The sequence below is a fragment of the Chromobacterium sp. HL1 genome (assembly GCF_057418835.1).
In genome coordinates this window covers 2,943,517-2,962,228 of the sequence record NZ_CP162399.1, presented here as the reverse complement: position 1 = coordinate 2,962,228, position 18,712 = coordinate 2,943,517, and the positions used below count along the sequence as shown (strand labels likewise).

Annotated in this window: 20 protein-coding genes and 1 tRNA gene; 14 read left to right on the top strand and 7 right to left on the bottom strand. The window is 66.1% G+C overall.

Translation table 11 applies throughout. The features are described 5' to 3' along the window. Positions 1–28: 28 nt before the first annotated feature. Complete coding sequence (hpaR, locus tag AB1Z25_RS13240) at positions 29–469, bottom strand: homoprotocatechuate degradation operon regulator HpaR (RefSeq protein WP_253315220.1); 441 nt, start codon at positions 467–469, stop codon at positions 29–31. 114 nt (positions 470–583) lie between these two features. On the opposite strand from hpaR, the gene AB1Z25_RS13235 reads away from it, so the two are divergent. Beyond that, on the top strand, positions 584–1,378 hold the full coding sequence (locus AB1Z25_RS13235; protein WP_486635431.1) for an SDR family NAD(P)-dependent oxidoreductase: 795 nt from the start codon (positions 584–586) through the stop codon (positions 1,376–1,378). Positions 1,379–1,394: 16 nt separating this feature from the next. Here the strand turns inward: AB1Z25_RS13235 and AB1Z25_RS13230 are convergent, their stop codons facing one another. The 5 genes from AB1Z25_RS13230 to AB1Z25_RS13210 all read right to left on the bottom strand — a co-directional run bounded on the left by AB1Z25_RS13230 (position 1,395) and on the right by AB1Z25_RS13210 (position 5,696). Beyond that, a complete protein-coding gene (locus tag AB1Z25_RS13230; RefSeq protein WP_486635430.1) occupies positions 1,395–2,219 on the bottom strand; it encodes a MoaF C-terminal domain-containing protein in 825 nt (274 codons plus the stop codon). Positions 2,220–2,276: 57 nt separating this feature from the next. Continuing rightward, the gene (locus AB1Z25_RS13225) at positions 2,277–3,389 is read right to left on the bottom strand and encodes a class II histone deacetylase (protein ID WP_235087863.1); all 1,113 of its coding nucleotides are present in this window, start codon (positions 3,387–3,389) and stop codon (positions 2,277–2,279) included. Next, positions 3,386–4,552, bottom strand: a complete 1,167-nt coding sequence (locus AB1Z25_RS13220; RefSeq protein WP_486635429.1) for an MFS transporter — start codon at positions 4,550–4,552, stop codon at positions 3,386–3,388. The genes AB1Z25_RS13225 and AB1Z25_RS13220 overlap by 4 nt, the downstream gene beginning before the upstream one ends. A 119-nt stretch (positions 4,553–4,671) precedes the next feature. Then, positions 4,672–5,457, bottom strand: coding sequence for a substrate-binding periplasmic protein (locus tag AB1Z25_RS13215; RefSeq protein WP_107798714.1), 786 nt, complete (start codon positions 5,455–5,457; stop codon positions 4,672–4,674). 163 nt (positions 5,458–5,620) lie between these two features. Further along, positions 5,621–5,696, bottom strand: a tRNA-Ala gene (locus AB1Z25_RS13210). A 176-nt stretch (positions 5,697–5,872) separates the two neighbouring features. Between AB1Z25_RS13210 and hpnC the strand changes: the two genes are divergently transcribed. From hpnC to AB1Z25_RS13170, 8 genes are all read left to right on the top strand, one after another. Then, a complete protein-coding gene (gene hpnC / locus AB1Z25_RS13205; RefSeq protein ID WP_253315226.1) occupies positions 5,873–6,685 on the top strand; it encodes a squalene synthase HpnC in 813 nt (270 codons plus the stop codon). A gap of 77 nt (positions 6,686–6,762) precedes the next feature. Then, positions 6,763–7,608, top strand: a complete 846-nt coding sequence (hpnD, locus tag AB1Z25_RS13200; RefSeq protein WP_107801710.1) for a presqualene diphosphate synthase HpnD — start codon at positions 6,763–6,765, stop codon at positions 7,606–7,608. Between the two features lie 7 nt (positions 7,609–7,615). Further along, entirely contained in the window at positions 7,616–8,884 is a 1,269-nt protein-coding gene (gene hpnE / locus AB1Z25_RS13195) for a hydroxysqualene dehydroxylase HpnE (protein WP_253315227.1), read from the top strand. Between the two features lie 61 nt (positions 8,885–8,945). Further along, the gene (locus tag AB1Z25_RS13190; RefSeq protein WP_227107746.1) at positions 8,946–9,701 is read left to right on the top strand and encodes an SDR family oxidoreductase; all 756 of its coding nucleotides are present in this window, start codon (positions 8,946–8,948) and stop codon (positions 9,699–9,701) included. A gap of 15 nt (positions 9,702–9,716) precedes the next feature. Then, a complete protein-coding gene (locus AB1Z25_RS13185) occupies positions 9,717–10,280 on the top strand; it encodes a hypothetical protein (RefSeq protein WP_107798718.1) in 564 nt (187 codons plus the stop codon). Between the two features lie 27 nt (positions 10,281–10,307). Next, complete coding sequence (gene radA / locus AB1Z25_RS13180; RefSeq protein WP_227107748.1) at positions 10,308–11,669, top strand: DNA repair protein RadA; 1,362 nt, start codon at positions 10,308–10,310, stop codon at positions 11,667–11,669. 82 nt (positions 11,670–11,751) lie between these two features. Beyond that, positions 11,752–12,312, top strand: coding sequence for a sigma-70 family RNA polymerase sigma factor (locus AB1Z25_RS13175; protein WP_107798720.1), 561 nt, complete (start codon positions 11,752–11,754; stop codon positions 12,310–12,312). After that, positions 12,309–12,488, top strand: coding sequence for a zf-HC2 domain-containing protein (locus AB1Z25_RS13170; RefSeq protein ID WP_107798721.1), 180 nt, complete (start codon positions 12,309–12,311; stop codon positions 12,486–12,488). The genes AB1Z25_RS13175 and AB1Z25_RS13170 overlap by 4 nt, the downstream gene beginning before the upstream one ends. Positions 12,489–12,604: 116 nt before the next feature. Here AB1Z25_RS13170 and AB1Z25_RS13165 read toward each other — a convergent pair whose 3' ends face one another. After that, complete coding sequence (locus tag AB1Z25_RS13165) at positions 12,605–12,964, bottom strand: DUF2325 domain-containing protein (protein ID WP_019104007.1); 360 nt, start codon at positions 12,962–12,964, stop codon at positions 12,605–12,607. A 714-nt stretch (positions 12,965–13,678) separates the two neighbouring features. On the opposite strand from AB1Z25_RS13165, the gene AB1Z25_RS13160 reads away from it, so the two are divergent. From AB1Z25_RS13160 to AB1Z25_RS13140, 5 genes are all read left to right on the top strand, one after another. Further along, entirely contained in the window at positions 13,679–16,219 is a 2,541-nt protein-coding gene (locus AB1Z25_RS13160; protein WP_227107750.1) for a TonB-dependent receptor, read from the top strand. 161 nt (positions 16,220–16,380) lie between these two features. After that, the gene (locus tag AB1Z25_RS13155) at positions 16,381–17,037 is read left to right on the top strand and encodes an energy transducer TonB (RefSeq protein WP_227103654.1); all 657 of its coding nucleotides are present in this window, start codon (positions 16,381–16,383) and stop codon (positions 17,035–17,037) included. Between the two features lie 50 nt (positions 17,038–17,087). Then, positions 17,088–17,819, top strand: a complete 732-nt coding sequence (locus tag AB1Z25_RS13150; RefSeq protein ID WP_107799544.1) for a MotA/TolQ/ExbB proton channel family protein — start codon at positions 17,088–17,090, stop codon at positions 17,817–17,819. 10 nt (positions 17,820–17,829) lie between these two features. Then, on the top strand, positions 17,830–18,273 hold the full coding sequence (locus tag AB1Z25_RS13145; protein ID WP_227103650.1) for an ExbD/TolR family protein: 444 nt from the start codon (positions 17,830–17,832) through the stop codon (positions 18,271–18,273). Positions 18,274–18,286: 13 nt separating this feature from the next. Beyond that, the gene (locus tag AB1Z25_RS13140; RefSeq protein WP_227107752.1) at positions 18,287–18,706 is read left to right on the top strand and encodes an ExbD/TolR family protein; all 420 of its coding nucleotides are present in this window, start codon (positions 18,287–18,289) and stop codon (positions 18,704–18,706) included. Positions 18,707–18,712 lie beyond the last annotated feature (6 nt).

The following is an 18,712-nucleotide window of genomic DNA, read 5'->3' as shown; positions in this document are numbered from 1 at the left end:
TGGCGGGCGGTCCGCTCTTGAACAGGTTCTAAGACGGCGCGGGCAGGCTTTCCAACTCATCCAGCAAGGCGAGCAAGGCTTGCAGCTTGGCCTGGGAAAAATGGGCTTCAATCTGGCGGTAACAGTCGTTGGACAGCGGGATGATGCGCTGGGTCAGCGTCTTGGCGCGCTGCGTCGGCGTGACGATCAAGCGACGGTTGTCCGCTTGGGCGCGGTGGCGGTAAACCAGATCGTCCCTTTCCATGCGCGCCAGGATGCCGCTGAGGCTGGGCGGGTGGATGCCGGCGCGCTGGGCGATCTCGCCGGCTTCCATGTTTCCGCGTTCCGCCAGCAGGCGCAGGACGCGCCATTGCTGTTCCGACAGGCCGTGACGGCTCAGCACCGGACGGAAGTAGGACATCACCGCTTCGCGCGCGCGCAGCAGGCGTTGCGGCAGTTGGTATTGGTAGGGACGCTGCGTAGGGTCCATGGCGGCTCCTTGGTTTAAAGTCGCGGGAGGGTAAGGGGGGCGGCCTGTTTACTTTAAATGAATATATTAACATAATGCCGTCGGGTTTAGACGGCGAACGACAAGGAGGCTGAGATGTCTTTGCGCGATAAAACCATAGTGATCACCGGCGCGGGCTCCGGCATCGGCGCGGCTTGCGCGCGCCGCTTCGCCGCCGAAGGCGCGCGGCTGGCCCTGGTGGGACGGCGGGCCGGCCCCTTGCTGGCGCTGGCGGAGGAAACCGGCGGTCTGGCCTTGGCCGGCGACGCCGCCGACGCCGCGGCCTGGGAGGATTTCCTGGCGCGCATCCGCGCGCGCTGGGGCAGGGTGGACGGCTTGGCCGCCTGCGCCGGCGGCCTGGGCATGGGCGCGGCGCTGGACACCGACGACGCGGCCTGGCGCGCCGCGATGCGCGCCAATCTGGACACCGCCTTCGTCAGCGCCCGCGCCTGCCTGCCGGACCTGATCCGGCAGGGCGGCAGCATGGTGTTGCTGGCCTCCATCGCCGGCCTGGCGGCCGGGCCTGCGGCCTGCGGCTATGTGACGGCCAAGCACGCCTTGCTGGGCCTGGCCCGGTCGCTGGCGCGCGACTACGGGCCGGCGGTGCGGGTCAACGCGCTGTGTCCGGGCTGGGTGCGCACGCCGATGGCGGACGAGGAGATGCGGCCGCTGATGGCGGCTTATGGCGAGGACCTGGACGCCGCCTACCGGCGCGTCACCGCCGATGTGCCGTTGCGGCGGCCGGCGACGCCGGAGGACATCGCCGCGGTCTGCCGTTTCCTCTTGTCCGACGAGGCGGCCATGGTCAGCGGCGCCTGCCTGACGGCGGACGGCGGCGCGACGGCGGTGGATGTGCCGACGCTGGCGTACTCCCGGCTGGAGCGGGACTGAAGCCCGGCGCGGCTCCTCAGCCGCGAACGTAGTTGACGACGCTGGCCCGCGCGCCCACCCGGAAGTTGCGGGTGGCGCCGAAGCCGCCGTCCTGATAGCCGAAGATCTTGCCGTCGGTGCGCATCCGTTCCAGATCGATCAGGATCACGCCCAGGGTGGGGATGATTTTTTCGCGCCAGACGAATAAATACAGCCGCTCCGCCACTTGCAGGCAGTGGCAGCGGTCGACGTCGGCCAGGCCGCGCTCCACGCCTTCCAGGCAGTGCCAGGCGTAGAAACTGTCGTTCAGATAAATGTGTTCGTAGCACTCGGTGGGGCTGTAGCGGTAGCGGTTGCGCATGCCGATCAGCTCCGCGCTGGGCGGATGCGGCGGGACGCTCGCGGCGGCCTGGCCGACGGCGCCGTGGAGGAACTCGACGTCCACGCCGGTCAATTCCAGTTGGCGCTCCACCCGGTCGAAAGCGCAGATCCGCGCGGCGTCGGCGTCGGGCAGCCGGCCCAGAACCAGGGTGAAGCGGCGCTGCGCCAAGTCCAGGATCAGGCTGAGAGACTGCGCGGCCGGGCCCTGGTGACGGAAATCGATGAAATAGACGCCGGCGCGCAAGGAGCTGGCGTGGAAGCCGTCTATCTCCGCCAGCGCCGAGGCTCGCCCCGGACGCTCAAGGACGACGCGGGCGTCGCCGCCGGACTCCAGCCGGCAGTCCGCGGCGCTGTCGTCGTCGAAGCACAGCCGCAGGCTGCGGCCGTCCAGTTCGGCGCAGCGGGGCAGGGTCAGGCTGTCGGGCGCGAAGCCGTCGGCCAGCGCGCCGACCTGGATGAATTCGGGAGTGGGATTGGACATGGGGCGGCTCCTTATCGATGGCTAAATGGCGGACTCGGCTCGTTTTGGGGCGGGCGCTCAAAACCCGAGCCGCTCGGCCTGCGCTTCCAGCAGGCGCGTTTGCAGCTCGCGCAGCGGCGCGCCGGGCTGCTGCGCGATGATCAGTTCCAGCAGCGGGTCCCGCACCTCGGTGCGGACGCCGGACAGCGCCTCCAGCGCGGCCAGGCCGCAAAAGGGCACGTAGGCCTCGGAATAGCCGCCCTCGTGCAGCAGGACCAGCCGTCCGCCCGCCTCGGCGTCGGCATAGTCGGCCAGCTGCCGCGTCATCTCGCGGAAGGTGTCGCTGTGCGCCTGCATTCTGGCCAGGGGATCGACGGCGTTGGCGTCGTAGCCGCAGGCGACGATGATCAACTCGGGCCGGAAGCGCCGCAGCGCCGGCAGCACCAGCAGCCGCATCGCGTCCAGATAGGCCTGGTGGCCGCCGCCGGGCAGCAAGGGGATGTTCAGATTGGCGTCCAGGCCCTCGCCCTCGCCGCGGTCCTCGGCCCCGCCGTAGCCGGGCGGATAACAGCCGTCCTGATGCAGGGAGAGGGTCAGCACATCGCCGCGCCGGTAAAAAATGGACTGGGTGCCGTTGCCGTGGTGCACGTCCCAATCGACGATGGCGACGCGGCTCAGGCCGTGGCGGGCGATGGCCAGCTCCGCGGCGAGGGCGGCGTTGGCCAGAAAACAGAAGCCCATCGCGCCGTCCGCCGAGCAATGATGGCCGGGCGGGCGCGACAGCGCGTAGGCCTTGTCCGCCTCGCCGGCGAGCACGGCGTTCACCGCGGCCCAGGCCAGGCCGGCGGACAGTTTGGCGATTTCATAGCTGCCGGGGCCTATCGGCGCCTGCGGTCCCAGCTCGCCGCCGCCGGCGTCGCTGAGCGCCTTGAAGCGCTGCAGATAGGCGGGCGTGTGCACGCGCAGCAGCGCGTCCTCGTCCAGGGGCGGCGCGCCGCGCGTTTGCAGCCGGGCGCCGAGGCCGGACACGTCCATCAGGCTTTTCAGCCTGCGCTTGCTGTCCGGGGATTCGGCGTGGCCGCCGCCGGAAGGCGGTTGCACCCAGCCGCCCACCGGCAGGATCTGAGCGTGGGGGCCGGCGCTGTGCCACAGGCAGAGTTCGTCGAAGAAAAACGCGGTGCGGGCGGTCATTGCGGACTCCTGACGCTTGCGGGCCGCAGCGTCAGCAACAGGGCCAGCGACAAGGCGGCGAGTCCCATGGCGACGAGCAGCAGGGTTTGAGGGTTTTGGCCGCGGGCGGCCATCAATTCGCCGGCCAGCGCCGGTCCCAGCGCCAGGCCGCCGCCTATCGCCAGATTGACGGTGTTCATCAGCCGGCCGCTGTGATCCAGCGCGGCCAGCGTGGCCAGAATGAAGGGCAGGATGAAGGTCCACGCGTATTTGAAGACGAGGGCCGCCACGGCGAAGCGGCCGGCGCGCGGCGCGCCCAGCAGCAGGGCCAGCGCCAGCAGCATCAGCCCGTAGCCGGCGATCAGCAGACGGCGGCGCGCGCCGCGACCGCCGATCGCCGCGGCGCAGACCGAACCGGCGATGCCCATCAGCGTGGCGAGGGCCAGCCAGTCTCCGCTTTGCTCCGGGCTCAGTCCCGCCTGGGCGGCGATGCTGCCGATGAAAGTCCAGGTGCCGCTCAGGCTGACGTAGAAGCACAAGGTGGCGGCCGCCCCGATCAGCGCCGGGCGCCAGGGCGTCGCTCCCGCGCCGGACGGCGCGGCGGGCCGGGCCGCCGCGGACGGAAAACAGCGGGCCAGCGGCAGGCAGAGGGCCATCAGCGCCGCCAGGCTCAGATAACAGGCGGCGACGCCGTGACGGGCGAACCAGGCCGGAAACAGCAGCAGGCCCAGGGCGCCCAGCGCCAGCTGGCCGCACACCCACAGGCCGTAGGCGCGTTCGGGATTGGGGCTGGCCGCGGCGGTGGACAGGCATAAAATCATCAGCGAGCCGCCGGCCAGCGCGCTGAGCAGCCGCAGCGGCAGCAGCTCGGCGTAAGTGGCGGCGAAACAGGAGGCGAGATTGGCGGCGATGAACAGCCAGGCGGCGCAGGCGGCGGCGCGCCGCCAGTCCACGCGCGGCAGCCAGAAATAGGCCGGCAGCGTCGCCAGGCTCATCGCGCCCAGCTCCACCGCGAACAGGCGGCCGATGCGTTCCGGCCCCAGGCCGAACTGGCTGGCCAATTGGCCGGCCAGCGCCGGCGCGGTCATCAGCACCAGCGGCGCGACGGCGGCGAAGGCGATCAGGGCGATCAAGGCGCCGCCGCGGACGGGCGCGACGGTGTGGGCGGGCAGACGAACGCTCATGTTTTCCCCCGACGGGCGAGTGGTGAACCAGAGCTTACGCTCGCAAGATTCGCGTTTGGGGGCAAGCGGACGGACGGCGTTTTGCCGATTTGGGATAGCGGGGGCGCAACACGGCGGCGTCAGCGGTTGAGCTGGCGCAGCGCGTCTTGCAGGGCCTTGCGGTACTCGGGGGTGTCCCGCGTCTGGGCGATGGCTTCCCAGAATTGGCGGGTCAGCTTGGGGTGGCCGTCCGCGAAGCGGTGGGAAAAAATCAGGTAGTAAGGCTTGGCGACCAGGTCCGGCCCCACTTTTTCTATCCTGTCCCTATAGGCCGGATTGCCCGCCAGCAGGCTGTCGCCGGTCAGCGTGGGCAAGGCCAGGGCGCCGATGCGGCGCGCCAAGAGCTTGTTCAGGTTCTGCTCCGGATTGCGCGAACTGTCGTCCACCTGCGCGCCCAGCGCCTGAAGCTGGGCGATGACGGAGAAGCCGGTCTGCGCGCCGACGGCGCCTTCCAGGTGGCTGAGGCTTTGCCCGTCCCATTCCAATGGCGAGCCTTTGAGCCGGTACAGGCTGTAGCTGTCCAGATGCATGCGCATCGCCGGGTCGGCGGCGTCGCCTTTCATCGGATAGACGCCGATGCGCAGCCGTTCCGGCTTGAAGCTGATCTCGAAGACGCCGTCCAACTGATTGTTCTGCACCTCGTTCAGGCAGCGCACCCAGGCCATCTCCCGGATTTCCAGCTTGATATTGCTTCTTTGGGCGGCGGACTTCAGCATCTGCAAGCTCAGGCTGGGGCCGTTCTGGCTGCGCCACGGCGGCGCGTCCATGTCTTCGGTGCACAGCCGCAGGCTGGCCGGGCGCGGCTCGGCCGCGGCGCCGAAGGCGCACAGGGACAGCAGCAGGAAGATCAGGCGGGCACGCGGCATACGGAAGCTCCGCGACGGGAGGGGATGGACTTGCTTTAGTTATTTGCGCCGCAACAAAAAAAGGCAAGCGGGAAAAGGGCGGGGACAATGCAAAAAGCCGATTCCTCGGAATCGGCTTTTGCTGCGCGCCGCGCTGGGCGGCGTCTCGCTGTGAAGCAGTTTTTGGTGGAGGTAAGCGGGATCGAACCGCTGACCTCTTGCATGCCATGCAAGCGCTCTCCCAACTGAGCTATACCCCCGCACCGGCTGCGTTTCACAGTGCTGCGCAGTATATGGCAGCGGCAGGAGCGTGTAAATAGCCTCCGCCACTTTTTTTGGATAATTTTCCGGCGGCGGCGCGGCCGCCGGCATAGGAGGGTCCGGAGCGCTCGGTTATAATCGCCCATTCGCCAGCCATACAACAGGAAGCAAGCCGATGTCGGTTGGGCATTACGAGAATTTCCCGGTGGGCTCCATCCTGCTGCCGCGCAGGATGCGCCGCGCCGTGCACGCCATCTACCATTTCGCGCGTTACGCCGACGACGTGGCGGACGAGGGCGACGACGCCCCCGAGCTGAGGCTGGCCGAACTGGACCGCCTGGGCGCGGAGCTGGAGCGCATCGGCGCCGGCCAGACGCCGGACACGGCCATGATGCGCAATCTGGCGGCGGCGATCGCCGAGCACAGCCTGGACTTGCAGCCGTTTCACGATCTGCTGGCGGCCTTCCGCCAGGACGTGGGGAAAACCCGCTACCGCGATTATGCGGAACTGGCGGATTACTGCCGCCGTTCCGCCAATCCGGTGGGCCGGCTGATGCTGGCGCTGTACGGCGAGAACGATAGGCGCTCGCTGGCGATGTCGGACGGCATCTGCACCGCCTTGCAGCTGATCAATTTCCTGCAGGATGTCGAGCTGGACTGGCGCAAGGGCCGGGTCTACTTGCCGCAGGAGGATTTGCAGCGTTTCCGGGTGAGCGAGGCGCAGATCGCCGCGCGCGACGCCGGCGGCCTGTGGCAGCCTATGATGCGCGCCCAGATCGAGCGCGCGCGCAAGATGTTGCAGGCCGGCGCGCCGCTGGGCAAAGTGTTGAAGGGCCGGATGGGGCTGGAACTGAGGCTGATCATCCTGGGCGGCGAACGGATACTGAAAAAGCTGCACGACTCCGGCGGCGACGTGTTCCGCCGCCGTCCGGTGCTGGGATGGCGCGACTGGATTTACATGCTGTGGCGCGCGGCGCGCGCCAAGTGAGCGCCGCGGCGCGACGACGATGAATATGATTGAAGGACGGCGGCCCGCCGCGGCCGCCGCTTGGACAGGAGTGGCGCGTGACGCCTGATCAGTATTGCGAAGACAAGGCCGCCGCCAGCGGCTCCAGCTTCTATTACAGCTTCCGCTTCTTGCCGGAGTCGCGCCGCCGCGCGATTACCGCGCTGTACGCCTTCTGCCGCGAGGTGGACGACGTGGTGGACGAATGCCACGACCCCGGCGTGGCCAGCGCCAAGCTGGCCTGGTGGCGCGGCGAAATCGCCAAGCTCTACCAGGGCGCGCCGGAGCACCCGGTGATGCAGGCGCTGCAGCCGCACGCGCGGGCTTTCGGCCTGCCGCAGAGCGAGCTGGAAGAAATCATAGACGGCATGGCCATGGACCTGAGCATGGTGCGCTACCAGCGTTTCCAGGACCTGCTGCTGTACTGCCACCGCGTGGCCGGCGTGGTGGGGCAACTGGCGGCGCGCATCTTCGGCTACGGCGACGAGAAGACGCTGGAGTACGCGCACGAGCTGGGCATCGCCTTCCAGCTGACCAACATCATCCGGGACGTGGGCGAGGACGCGCGCCGCGACCGCATCTATCTGCCGATGGAGGAGTTGCAGCGCTTCAATTGCCCGGCGATGGACATTCTGCACTACGAGGAAAGCCCGGCCTTCAAGGACTTGATGGAATTCCAGATCGAGCGCGCGCAGCAATACTACCGTCAGGCCTGGGAAATGCTGCCGGCGGCGGACCGCAAGTCTCAGCGCCCCGGCCTGCTGATGGCCGCGATCTACCGCGCCACGCTGGAGGAGATCAAGCTGGACGGCCCGGCCAAGGTGCTCAATCAGCGGCTGTCGCTGACGCCCATCCGCAAGCTGTGGCTGGCATGGAAAACCTGGACTTTCGGCTACCGGCCGTGAGCTGCGCATGAGCAGGCCGCGCGTCGCCGTGATCGGCGCCGGCTGGGCCGGCCTCGCCGCCGCGGTGGAGCTGGCCGGGCGGGCGGAGCTGACCGTGTTCGAGGCCGGCCGCGAGCCGGGCGGCCGCGCGCGCCGCATCGGCGTGCCCGGCAGCCGGCTGGACAACGGCCAGCACATCCTGATCGGCGCGTATCGCGAATGCCTGCGGCTGATGGCCGCGGTGGGCGTGGACGAGAGCCGGGCCTTGCTGCGCCTGCCGATGAACTGGCGGCGCCAGGGCGGCATCAGCCTGAGCTGCCCGCGGCTGCCGGCGCCCTTGCATCTGGCGGCCGGCCTGCTGACGGCGCGCGGCATAAGCTGGCGCGACAAGGCGCGGCTGGCGCTGGCCTTGCAGCGTTTGAAAGGGCAGGGCTGGCGGGTGGAGCCGGATTGCGCGGTGACGCAATGGCTGCTGGAGCAAGGGCAGTCCGAAACGCTGATCCGCGAATTCTGGCGGCCGCTGGTGTTGTCCGGCCTCAACACGCCGCCGGAGCAGGCGTCGATGCGGGTGCTGGCCGCGGTGCTGCGCGACAGCCTGGGCGCGGAGCGCGCCGCCAGCGATCTCTTGCTGCCCAAAGTGGACTTGTCCGCCCTGTTCCCGGAGCCGGCCTGGCGCTGGCTGGCGGCGCGTGGCGCGGATCTGCGCGCCGGCCGGCGCGTGCGCGGCGTGGCGGCGGATTCAACGGGGGTGAGCGTGGACGGCGAGCGCTTCGACGCCGCCGTGCTGGCGGTGGCGCCGTATCACGCGGCGGAACTGACGGCGGATCCAGCGCTGCGCCAGCTGACCGATGCTTATCGTTATTGGCCCATCTACACCGTCTACCTGCAGTTTGAAGGCGCGGTCCGTTTGCCGGCGCCGATGTGCGCCTGCAGCGGCGGCGTCGGCGACTGGCTGTTCGACCGCGGCGCGCTGATGGGCGAGACCGGCTGGGTGGCCGCGGTGATGAGCGCGCCGCAGCATCTGGACGCGCTTGCGCAAGAGGAACTGGCTGCTTTGGTGGAGGCCGACGTGCGCCGGCTTGATCCGCGCGCCGGCCGGCGGCTTGATTTCCGGGTGCTGGCGGAGCGGCGGGCCACTTTTGCCAGTTTGGTCGATATGAGGCGACCGGCGCAGCCAAGCCCGGTACAATCGCTTTATTTGGCGGGAGATTGGACGCATGCTGATTATCCTGCCACTTTGGAGGGGGCCGTCCGAAGCGGCGTCGCAGCCGCCCGCGCGGTGATTGGAAGACTGTGAGCCATCCGGCGGCCGCAGGGGCGCGCCGCCGATGGCCCTGATTACAAGATAGCGAAAAAAAATGACGACAGATATCGCCTCTAACGCATTCAAGGACCGCGTGGTGCTGATTACCGGCGCCTCCCAGGGCATAGGCCGCGAGGCCGCGCTGACGTTGGCGCGTCATGGCGCCACCGTGGTGTTGCTGGCGCGCAGCGTCAAAGGCCTGGAGAAGGTCTACGATGAAATAGCGGCCGCCGGAGGGCCGGAGCCGGCGGCGGTGCCGCTGGACCTGCTGAAGGCGGCGGAGGGCGATTTCAACAATCTGGCGATGATGATCAAGCGCGAGCTGGGCCGCCTGGACGGCATTCTGCACTGCGCCTCGCATTTTTACGCGCTGTCGCCGCTGTCCAATCAGACGGTGGAAGAATGGATGGACCAGTACCGGATCAATACCGTGGCGCCGTTCGCGCTGACCCGGGCCTGTCTGCCGCTGTTGAAGGATTCGCCGGACGCGGCGGTGCTGTTCGTCGGCGAAACCCACGGCTTGCACCCGGCGCCGTACTGGGGCGGTTTCGGCGCGTCCAAGGCCGGCCTCAACTACCTGACCCAGGTGGCGGCCAATGAATGGGACGTTTACCCGCAGTTGCGCGTCAACCAGCTGATCCCGGGGCCGGTGAATTCGCCGCAGCGCAACCGCACCCACCCGGGCGAGGACAAGTCCGAACGCGGCAATCTGTCCGAACTGATGCCGCATTTGCTGTACTGGCTGGGGCCCGCCAGCCAGGGCCGCAGCGGCGAGATCGTGGAACTGGATTTGCGCGCCCGGCGCGCTTGAGGGGAAGGGGGAGGCATGAGCATAGGGCGATGGCTATGGTTGCCGCTGTTGCTGGCGTTGACCGGCTGCAACTGGGTGGGCAACGTCACCGGCTTGACCAAGGACGCCAATAAGGCGATAGGCGCGGCCTGCCGTCAGACCGGCCGTTCGCTGGAAGAGTGCTATCTGCGCAATCCCGAAGCCGACAAGGCGGCGATTTACGCCGGCTGGCGCGAGATGAACGAGTACATGGCCAAGAACAAGCTGGACACCATGGAGCCGCCACGGGAAGCGTCCGCCTCCGCCGGCATGCCGGCGCCCACCGCCAGCGGCCACGGCGCCGCGTCCGCGCCGGCGGAAAAATCCAGCGCCAACACCTCTCCCTCCGGCCCCAGGCCGCTGAGCAACGAAGAAGCCGAACGCGCCGCGCGCACCGATCCTCAAGTGGAGGCGGTGCTGGCGGCCATCCGCAACAAGCCGGCCGGCGAAGGCGGGGAAAAATCCAAGGCCGCCTCCGGCGCGGAGCCGGAGCAGAAACGCCTGCTCAACATCATCAATGAACTCAATAAGAACAGCCCTGCGCCTGGTTCGCACGGCTGAGCCCGCCCACTTCTTTCCGTTGTCCTGATGGCAAAAATCAAAACCGTATTCAGTTGCGCCGAGTGCGGCGGTCAAACGCCCAAATGGCAGGGCCAATGCCCGCATTGCAACGCCTGGAACACGCTGACCGAGGCGGTGCAGGCCGCGCCGGCGGCCAACGCCCGTTTCCAGTCCTGGAGCGACAGCGCCACCCAGGTGCAAAAGCTGTCCGATGTGCAAACCGAGGAAGTGCCGCGCGATCCGTCCGGCATCGACGAGCTGGACCGGGTGCTGGGCGGCGGCGTGGTGCGCGGCGCGGTGATCCTGATCGGCGGCGATCCCGGCATCGGCAAATCCACGCTATTGCTGCAAGCGCTGTCCGAAATCGGCGCGCGCCGCAAAGTGCTCTATGTGTCCGGCGAGGAATCGCCGCAGCAGATCGCGCTGCGCGCCACCCGTTTGGCGGTGGCCACCGAGCGCGTCAACCTGCTGGCGGAAATCCGGCTGGAAGCCATCCTGGAAACGTTGAAGCGCGAGCAGCCGGAAGTGGCGGTGATCGACTCCATCCAGACCCTGTACACCGACCAAGTGACCTCGGCGCCCGGCTCGGTGTCCCAGGTGCGAGAATGCGCGGCGCAGCTGACGCGCATGGCCAAGCAGACCGGCATCACCATCCTGCTGGTGGGACACGTCACCAAGGAAGGTTCGCTGGCCGGCCCGCGCGTGCTGGAGCACATGGTGGACACCGTGCTGTATTTCGAGGGCGATTCCCACTCCAATTACCGGATGATACGCGCGATCAAGAACCGTTTCGGCGCGGTCAACGAGCTGGGCGTGTTCGTGATGACGGACCGCGGCCTCAAGGGCGTGTCCAATCCCTCGGCCATCTTCCTGTCCTCTTACCGCGACGATGTGTCCGGCTCCTGCGTGCTGGTCACCCAGGAGGGCAGCCGGCCCTTGCTGGTGGAAATCCAGGCCTTGGTGGACGACTGCCACGGCTTCCAGCCCAAGCGCCTGACCGTGGGCCTGGAGCAGAACCGCCTGGCCATGTTGCTGGCGGTGCTGCACCGCCACGGCGGCGTCGCCTGCTTCGATCAGGACGTGTTCCTCAACGCGGTGGGCGGGGTCAAGATCAACGAACCGGCGGCCGATTTGGCCATCATCCTGGCCATGGTGTCCTCCTTGCGCAACAAGCCCTTGCCGGAAAAGCTGGTGGTGTTCGGCGAAGTGGGCCTGGCCGGCGAGGTGCGCCCGGTGGCGCGCGGCCAGGAGCGCTTGAAGGAAGCGGCCAAGCTGGGCTTCACCCGCGCCATCGTGCCGCAGGCCAACAGCCCGCGCCAGCCGATAGAAGGGCTGCGGGTGATCGCGGTGGAGCGCCTGGATCAGGCGGTGGAATTCTGCCGCGAGTGAGCGGCAAGAGCCTGTTTACGATCTGCTGCGTCTCGCTTTAGCTCGCGAGATCGTAAACAGACTCTAAGAAAGCGGATAGCGAATGATAGAAGACCGAGACATAGAAGCGGAACGCCCTTATCTGTTCCGCTACGCGCTGGCGCAATTGCGCGAGAAGGACGCCGCCGACGAGGCGGTGCAGGAAACGCTGCTGGCGGCGCTGGAGTCCCGCGCCTCCTTTAGCGGCAAATCCACGCTGCGCACCTGGCTGACCTCCATCCTGCGCTTCAAGCTGATCGACGCCTTGCGCCGCAAGGGCAAGGAGAAGCTGTTCGAATCGCTGGAGAACGAGGCCGACGACGGTGATTTCGACGGTCTGTTCAGCCGGGACGGCCACTGGCGCGAGCCGGTCAAGGCCTGGAGCGGGCCGGAGCAGTCCTTGATCTCGCGCCAGTTCTGGGAGGTGTTCGAGCAGTGTTCGGAAGTGATGCCGCGCCGCACCGCGATGGTGTTCGTGATGCGCGAGGTGATGGGCATGGAGATCGCGGAGATCTGTAAGAATCTGGAGATCAGTGCGACCAACTGTTCCGTATTGCTGTATCGCGCCCGCATGAGCTTGCGGGAATGTTTTTCGATTCGCTGGAGCCGGGAGGCTAGCGTATGAAGTTGAGTTGTCGTCAGGCCAGCCGTTTGATCTCGGCCTCGCAGGATCGTCCCTTGAGCCAGTGGGAACACGTACGTCTGCGCGTGCACCTGTTCATGTGCGGCAATTGCCGCAATTTCTCGCAACAGCTGAAGCAGTTGGGGGAGGCCGCGCGCAAGGCGGGGCGCGGGGAGTAGCCATTTGAAAGCGCAAGGGGAAACCGGCCTTCTGGCCGGTTTTTTCTTGCCCGCGGCGCGGGATAAAAAGAAGCCGGCGCAAGCCGGCTTTTAACTTCAAGGGTGGTAAGAAAAAATCAGCGCTTGCGCTTGCCGCCGCCGCTCTTGGCCGCCGCGCACTGGTGCGGGCAGGCGGCGCATTGGCTGTCGTTGAGGCCGGCTCCGGTGAGCGATTGCTTGAGCGCACAGACCGAGCGGCGGCAGGCGATGAAGCGGATCTGGTTTTCCGAGGCCAGTTCGCGGAAATGGCGCATCACGTTGTGGCCCAGAAAATCGGTGAACAGAATCAAGAGGTCGGTGCCGGCCGGCAGGCGGTCCACCTTGCGCTGGTGCGAGCTGTTGCGGCCGCTGACGTGACGATGGATGTTGATGCCGAAATCGCGCAGCACATCCGGAATATTGCCGAGGGTATCGGCTCCCACAAGCATGGCATTCATTGGACATCCCTCCTGGGTGAATTTTTAGAAATGATAATCGTTATCATTTAGCCGGTCAATCACAAACTTTGAAAATGGCAATCAGGACAGGGGTGAACTGTGGCGGATCGGTCGCGCCGCGTGGGCCGTTTGCCCGAGAGAGCGGCGCCGGCGGCGGGTCTTGCATGAGCGCGCTTCATGCCGGGCCGGCGCGCGGGGCGAGGGCGGCCGGCTGGCCGGCGTGGCGTAATCCGCGGCCGCGCCGCCTGCCGGAGGAGATTTAGAAAGTGGCATCTGAATAATGCATGGCAGCCACCAGCTTTTTACATGTAACAAGTATTAAAAACACAGAATAAGAAGTATTTACGCTGCGCTGTTTTTAACGCAATTGCAAAAAAGCAACATGCTTACGGGATAGATGCATGCCTTTTTTTTGTAGTTTCTGCTCTAAGTATGCGATGAGGGTTTTTGTATATTGGATTTCTAATACCGGTTAGACGCTTGTTTAATAAAGGTTTTGAGTCCTTAAGAATCATTGCTTAAAACATAGTGCCTACTCGCTCTGAAGATGGCGGGGGGCCGCCGCGGAAAAGTTTATTGACGCTGATCATGATTAATTCGCACACTCGGATCGCCTTCGGTTCAGATCAAAAAATGAGCACAACGATGCTCTGAATAGAGCCATAAACCCGACGAGGTCAGTGGCCGGATGAACTTACAAGGGATTGGAGAATCATGAACTATCGCAAGAAGAGAATCGCGCTGGCGCTCGCCATGCTCGGCGCCGGAGCCATGCCTCTGGCCCATGCGGACGACGCAAGCGGCACCCTGGACCGAGTGGAGATCACCGGCTCCAACATCAAGCGCTCCATCAAGCAGGAGCAGGCGATCCCGATGACCATCATCAAGACCGACGACCTGATCAAACAGGGCATGACGTCGGTTGAGCAAGTGGTCAACAGCCTAGCCGCCAACCAGTCCTCCCAGGGAGCCAACGCCGCGGTGGGCGCTTCCACCGGGGGGGCTTCCTACGCCAGCCTGCGAGGCCTGGGTCACCAGTACACCTTGATCCTGCTGGACGGCCGCCGCATCGTGAACCAGCCAATGGACGGCACCTCGGTCGACCTCAACGCCATTCCGCTGACGGTGATAGACCGCATCGAAGTGGTGCGCGACGGCGCTTCCGCCATCTACGGCACCGACGCCATCGGCGGCGTGATCAACTTCATCACCAAGAAAACCATGCAGGGCCTGTCCATCGGCGGCGAGTTTCTGTCCCCGCAGCGTTCCGGCGGCCAGGAGCGCAGCGTCAACCTGTCCTACGGCTACGGCGATCTGGGCAAGGACGGCTTCAATATCTACGGCGCTTACGAGTATCACAAGACCAACAAGATCATGGCCACCCAGCGTGATTTCGCGTCTCAGATCACCAGCAGCACCAAGCGCAGCGTCAACAGCTTTCCCCCCAACTACCTGTTGCCCAGCGGCGACCTGATTACCGGCTCGCCCAATTGCGCGCCGCCGTATTCGACGCCGGACGGCAGCGGCGCCTGTTCGCAGCTGTATTCGCTGTATCCGTCCATCCAGCCCGAGGTCGAGCAGCAGACCGGCGTGCTCAAGGGCACCACCCGCATCGGCGACCACGAGCTGTCCTTGCAATATCTGGTGACCGAAACCAAGAACACCACCTGGGTGGCGCCGACGCCGTTCTCCGGTGACGTGACTTCGCCGACCGCGCCGGGTCAGAACCCGGCGGACGGCCCGTTCCCGGTGTATGGCCGCTCGGTGCCGGCCGGCGCGCGCGTGGACAGCACCACCGCCACCACCCAGCGTTTGCAGATGAATCTGGAGGGTTTGATCGCCGGTTGGGATTACCGCGCCGGTCTCGGCCACTCGGAAAGCAAGGTCACTCACGATCTGGACGGCGGTTACCTGAGCCAGAGCAAGCTGCAGAACGCGTTGAACAGCGGCTTCGATCCAGGGACTTCCGATCCGGCCGCCTGGAAACCGTTCTCGTCCAGCGGCCGCATCGAGCAGGCCAAGTCCAAACTCGATCTGGCGGATTTCAAGGTCAGCAAGGAAGTGCTGCAACTGCCGGCCGGCATGCTGGCGGTGGCCATCGGCGCCGAAGCGCGCCGCGAAACCATCGAGCATACCTACAACCATGCGCTGTCCACCGACACGCTGAGCACCGGCCTGACCAAAACCAACGACGGCAGCGGCCAGCGCAGCGCCCAGGCCTTGTACGGCGAGCTGGACATCCCGGTGATCAAGCATCTGGACGCCAACCTGGCGGTGCGTTACGACCACTACAGCGATTCCGGCAGCTCGGTGAATCCCAAGGTGTCGCTGAAGTACCAGCCGGTGCCGCAACTGCTGCTGCGCAGCTCGGCCAGCACCGGCTTCCGCGCGCCGTCGCTGTACGACATCAATCAGCCCGCCCAGCAGCAGTTGACCGCCAAGAACTACACCGACCCGGTATTGTGCCCGGGCGGCGTGGCGCAGCCCGGCGCCGGTTCGTCCTCTTGCGTCAAGACGCAGCAAAATCTGCTGACCGGCGGCAACAAGAGCCTGCAGCCGGAAAAATCCTCGTCCATCTCCTTCGGCATGGTGCTGGAGCCGGTCAAGGACCTGACCACCAGCGTGGACTTCTGGTGGACCAATATCCAGAACTCCATCGGTTCGCTGAACGAGCAGACCATCTTCGCCAACCCGGGCAAATACGCCAATTTGTTCGTTCGGGATTCGAAGAACAATCTGCTGTACGTGACCGACCTCACCGACAACCTGGGCAACACCAGCGCCGCCGGCGTCGACCTGGGTTTCTCCTACCGTCTGCCGCGCACCTCGGTTGGCGATTTCACGGTGAATCTGGACGGCACTTACATCAGTAAGCACAGCTTCCAGTACGAGAAGGGCGGAGACTACCACAGCGATCTGGGCGCCTATGTCAACGGCAGCCCCACCTTCCGCTGGCAGCACAATCTGGCGCTGAACTGGATGCGCGGCTCGTGGAGCGGCATCTTGGCCCAGGCTTACAAGTCCGGTTACACCGATTCCGACCCCAGCCACATGGTCAAGCCTTACTCCACCTGGAACCTGTCCGGATCCTACGCCTGGAACAAGCAACTGACCGTGACCGCCGGCATCAAGAACCTGTTCGACCAACTGCCGCCGTGGAGCAATCAGGGCGAAACCACGCCCCAGGGCTATGACCCGCGCTTCACCGACGCGGTGGGCCGAGCCTACTTCGTGAAGGCCAGCTACAAGATGTAACTCCGCCATGCCGGGACGGCCTTGCGCCGCCCCGGCTGGAGGGAGGACGCAGGAACCGGCTTTCGCGCGAAGGCCGGAGTGGCAAATGGCGGCCGCGCCGGCTCCGCCCGCTCACAAGGCGGGGAGGGGCCGGTCTAGTCGCCGCAATTGTGGGTATAAACATGACGAGCATCACAGCCAGAGGAATCGGCGGTCCCCCGCCCAAGCGCCGCATCGCGGGCTTGGTCGGCGTGATCGTCTTCCATGCACTGTTGATCTACGCGCTGGTGTCGGGCCTGGCCCAGGGCGTGGTCAAAGTGATCCAGCAAAAAGTGGAAGTGGCGGTCATCAGCGAACCGCCGCCGCCTCCGCCCCCTCCGCCCCCCAAGATAGAAAAAGTGGTGCAGCCCACCGCTGCGCCCAAGCCGCAGGCCTATGTGCCGCCGGTGGTCAATCCGCCGCCGGTCACCTCCACGGCCAACGCGATCCAGTCCACCACCTCGGACCCGGCGCCGCAGCCGGCGCCCACCCCCGCCCCGGCGGTGGAAGCGCCCAAGGGCCCGGTGTCGGCCAAGGCCAACTGCACCCAGCTGCAAGCCCCGGAATACCCGAGCAAGGCGCAGCAGGACGAGATCCAGGGCGTGGTGCGCGTGGCCTTCCAGGTGGGCGACAACGGCCGCTTCAGCCACATCGCCAACATCTCGTTCGACGGCGGCATCCCGCCGCGTTACCGCAGCGGCTTCCAGTCGGCGATCAGCGCCGCGCTGCAAGGCTATAGCTGCAAACCCAACAGCCTGTTGAGCCAGGAATTCGGCTTCAAACTCGACTCCGGCGAATGAGCGCGAGCGCGCCTCGACCGGAGCACAGCAACTCTTAGGAGAACCAAAGCATGACCAAGACCACTCGCACCGCCTTCGCCGCCCTGGCCCTGCTGGCCAGCCTGCCTGTCCTGGCCGCCGAAACCGCGCACGTGACCAGCAACCCGTACGGCATCGACGCCCTGTGGGCGCAAGGCGACATCGTCGCGCGCGGCACCCTGATCATTCTGCTGATCATGTCCGCGGCCACCTGGTACGTGGGCATCGTCAAACTGCTGGAACAGCGCCGCCTGCTCAAGCAAGGCCGGGAACTGCTGGCGTCTCACGGCGCGGAACTGCAAAAACGCGCGAGCGAACTGGCCGACGAAGGCATGTTCAGCGCGGTGGCGGCGGCCGGCATTGACGCGGCGGCCGAACACAAGGGCGAACTGGCCGGCCGTGTGGACCTCAACACCTGGGTGTCGATGGCCATCTCCGACGCGGTGGACTCCGCCAGCCACCATATGCAAAACGGCCTGTCGGTGGTGGCCACCGTGGGTTCCACGGCGCCCTTCGTCGGCCTGTTCGGCACGGTATGGGGCATTTACCACGCGCTGACCGCGATCGGCATGTCCGGCCAGGCGTCCATCGACAAAGTGGCGGGCCCGGTGGGCGAGGCGCTGATCATGACCGCGATCGGTCTGGGCGTGGCGGTGCCGGCGGTGCTGGGATACAACTGGCTGGTGCGTCGCAACAAGCTGGTGCTGGACATGGTGCGCGTGGTGGCCGGCCGCCTGCATGCCAGCCTGCTGAACGCGCGCTGAGGCGACGACGATGAAGGGGCGCAACGCAAGATTCGGCCAAGGCCACGGCAAGGGCGACGAAGACGCGGTGATGTCCGCGATCAACACCACGCCGCTGGTGGACGTGATGCTGGTGCTGCTGATCATCTTCCTGATCACGGTGCCGGTGGTGACGCAGACGGTGAAGATGGCCTTGCCGAAGGAAAGCAATATCCCGACGCAGACCAAGCCGGAGAACATTGTGCTGGGGGTGGACACCGGCAACACCATTTACTGGAACACCACGCCGGTGAAGACGCAGGAAGAACTGCTGGCGCGGCTGGTGAAGGAGGCGAAGAAGGAGCCGCAGCCGGAAGTGCACATCCGCGGGGATCTGGCGGCGAAGTACAGCCCGATCGGCCGGATCGTGCTGGCGGTGCAGCAGGCGGGCATCGTGAAGATCGCCTTTATTACCGAACCGCCGCCGCGCAACTAGAAGGGAGAGCAAGATGGGAATGAACGTAGGCTCGTCCGACGACGAGCTGATGGTGGAGATGAACACCACGCCCTTGATCGACGTGATGCTGGTGCTGCTGATCATGTTGATCATCACCATCCCGATCCAGACGCACGCGGTGAAGCTGGACATGCCGGTGAGCAGCCCCTCCAAGCCCTTGGAAAAGCCGGTGGTGGTGCAGATCGACATTGCGGCGGACAACGGGATCTTGTGGAACGGGGAGCGTTTGGCGAACCGGGAGGCCTTGGAGAAGAAGCTGACGGAAGCGGCGGCGCGGGCGCCGCAGCCGGAGTTCCACATCAAGCCGAACAAGGACGCGGGGTATGAGCCGGTGGCGATGGTGCTGGCGGAATCTCAGCGTTTGGGTGTGACTAAATTGGGCATCGTGGGCTCCGAGCAGTTTGTGCAATGACATATG

Bases quoted from the DNA above. Each gene is read 5' to 3' on its own strand.
- hpaR (WP_253315220.1), bottom strand. From the start codon at position 469: ATGGACCCTACGCAGCGTCCCTACCAATACCAACTGCCGCAACGCCTG.
- AB1Z25_RS13235 (WP_486635431.1), top strand. From the start codon at position 584: ATGTCTTTGCGCGATAAAACCATAGTGATCACCGGCGCGGGCTCCGGC.
- AB1Z25_RS13230 (WP_486635430.1), bottom strand. From the start codon at position 2,219: ATGTCCAATCCCACTCCCGAATTCATCCAGGTCGGCGCGCTGGCCGAC.
- AB1Z25_RS13225 (WP_235087863.1), bottom strand. From the start codon at position 3,389: ATGACCGCCCGCACCGCGTTTTTCTTCGACGAACTCTGCCTGTGGCAC.
- AB1Z25_RS13220 (WP_486635429.1), bottom strand. From the start codon at position 4,552: ATGAGCGTTCGTCTGCCCGCCCACACCGTCGCGCCCGTCCGCGGCGGC.
- AB1Z25_RS13215 (WP_107798714.1), bottom strand. From the start codon at position 5,457: ATGCCGCGTGCCCGCCTGATCTTCCTGCTGCTGTCCCTGTGCGCCTTC.
- hpnC (WP_253315226.1), top strand. From the start codon at position 5,873: ATGTCGGTTGGGCATTACGAGAATTTCCCGGTGGGCTCCATCCTGCTG.
- hpnE (WP_253315227.1), top strand. From the start codon at position 7,616: ATGAGCAGGCCGCGCGTCGCCGTGATCGGCGCCGGCTGGGCCGGCCTC.
- AB1Z25_RS13190 (WP_227107746.1), top strand. From the start codon at position 8,946: ATGACGACAGATATCGCCTCTAACGCATTCAAGGACCGCGTGGTGCTG.
- AB1Z25_RS13185 (WP_107798718.1), top strand. From the start codon at position 9,717: ATGAGCATAGGGCGATGGCTATGGTTGCCGCTGTTGCTGGCGTTGACC.
- radA (WP_227107748.1), top strand. From the start codon at position 10,308: ATGGCAAAAATCAAAACCGTATTCAGTTGCGCCGAGTGCGGCGGTCAA.
- AB1Z25_RS13175 (WP_107798720.1), top strand. From the start codon at position 11,752: ATGATAGAAGACCGAGACATAGAAGCGGAACGCCCTTATCTGTTCCGC.
- AB1Z25_RS13170 (WP_107798721.1), top strand. From the start codon at position 12,309: ATGAAGTTGAGTTGTCGTCAGGCCAGCCGTTTGATCTCGGCCTCGCAG.
- AB1Z25_RS13165 (WP_019104007.1), bottom strand. From the start codon at position 12,964: ATGAATGCCATGCTTGTGGGAGCCGATACCCTCGGCAATATTCCGGAT.
- AB1Z25_RS13160 (WP_227107750.1), top strand. From the start codon at position 13,679: ATGAACTATCGCAAGAAGAGAATCGCGCTGGCGCTCGCCATGCTCGGC.
- AB1Z25_RS13155 (WP_227103654.1), top strand. From the start codon at position 16,381: ATGACGAGCATCACAGCCAGAGGAATCGGCGGTCCCCCGCCCAAGCGC.
- AB1Z25_RS13150 (WP_107799544.1), top strand. From the start codon at position 17,088: ATGACCAAGACCACTCGCACCGCCTTCGCCGCCCTGGCCCTGCTGGCC.
- AB1Z25_RS13145 (WP_227103650.1), top strand. From the start codon at position 17,830: ATGAAGGGGCGCAACGCAAGATTCGGCCAAGGCCACGGCAAGGGCGAC.
- AB1Z25_RS13140 (WP_227107752.1), top strand. From the start codon at position 18,287: ATGGGAATGAACGTAGGCTCGTCCGACGACGAGCTGATGGTGGAGATG.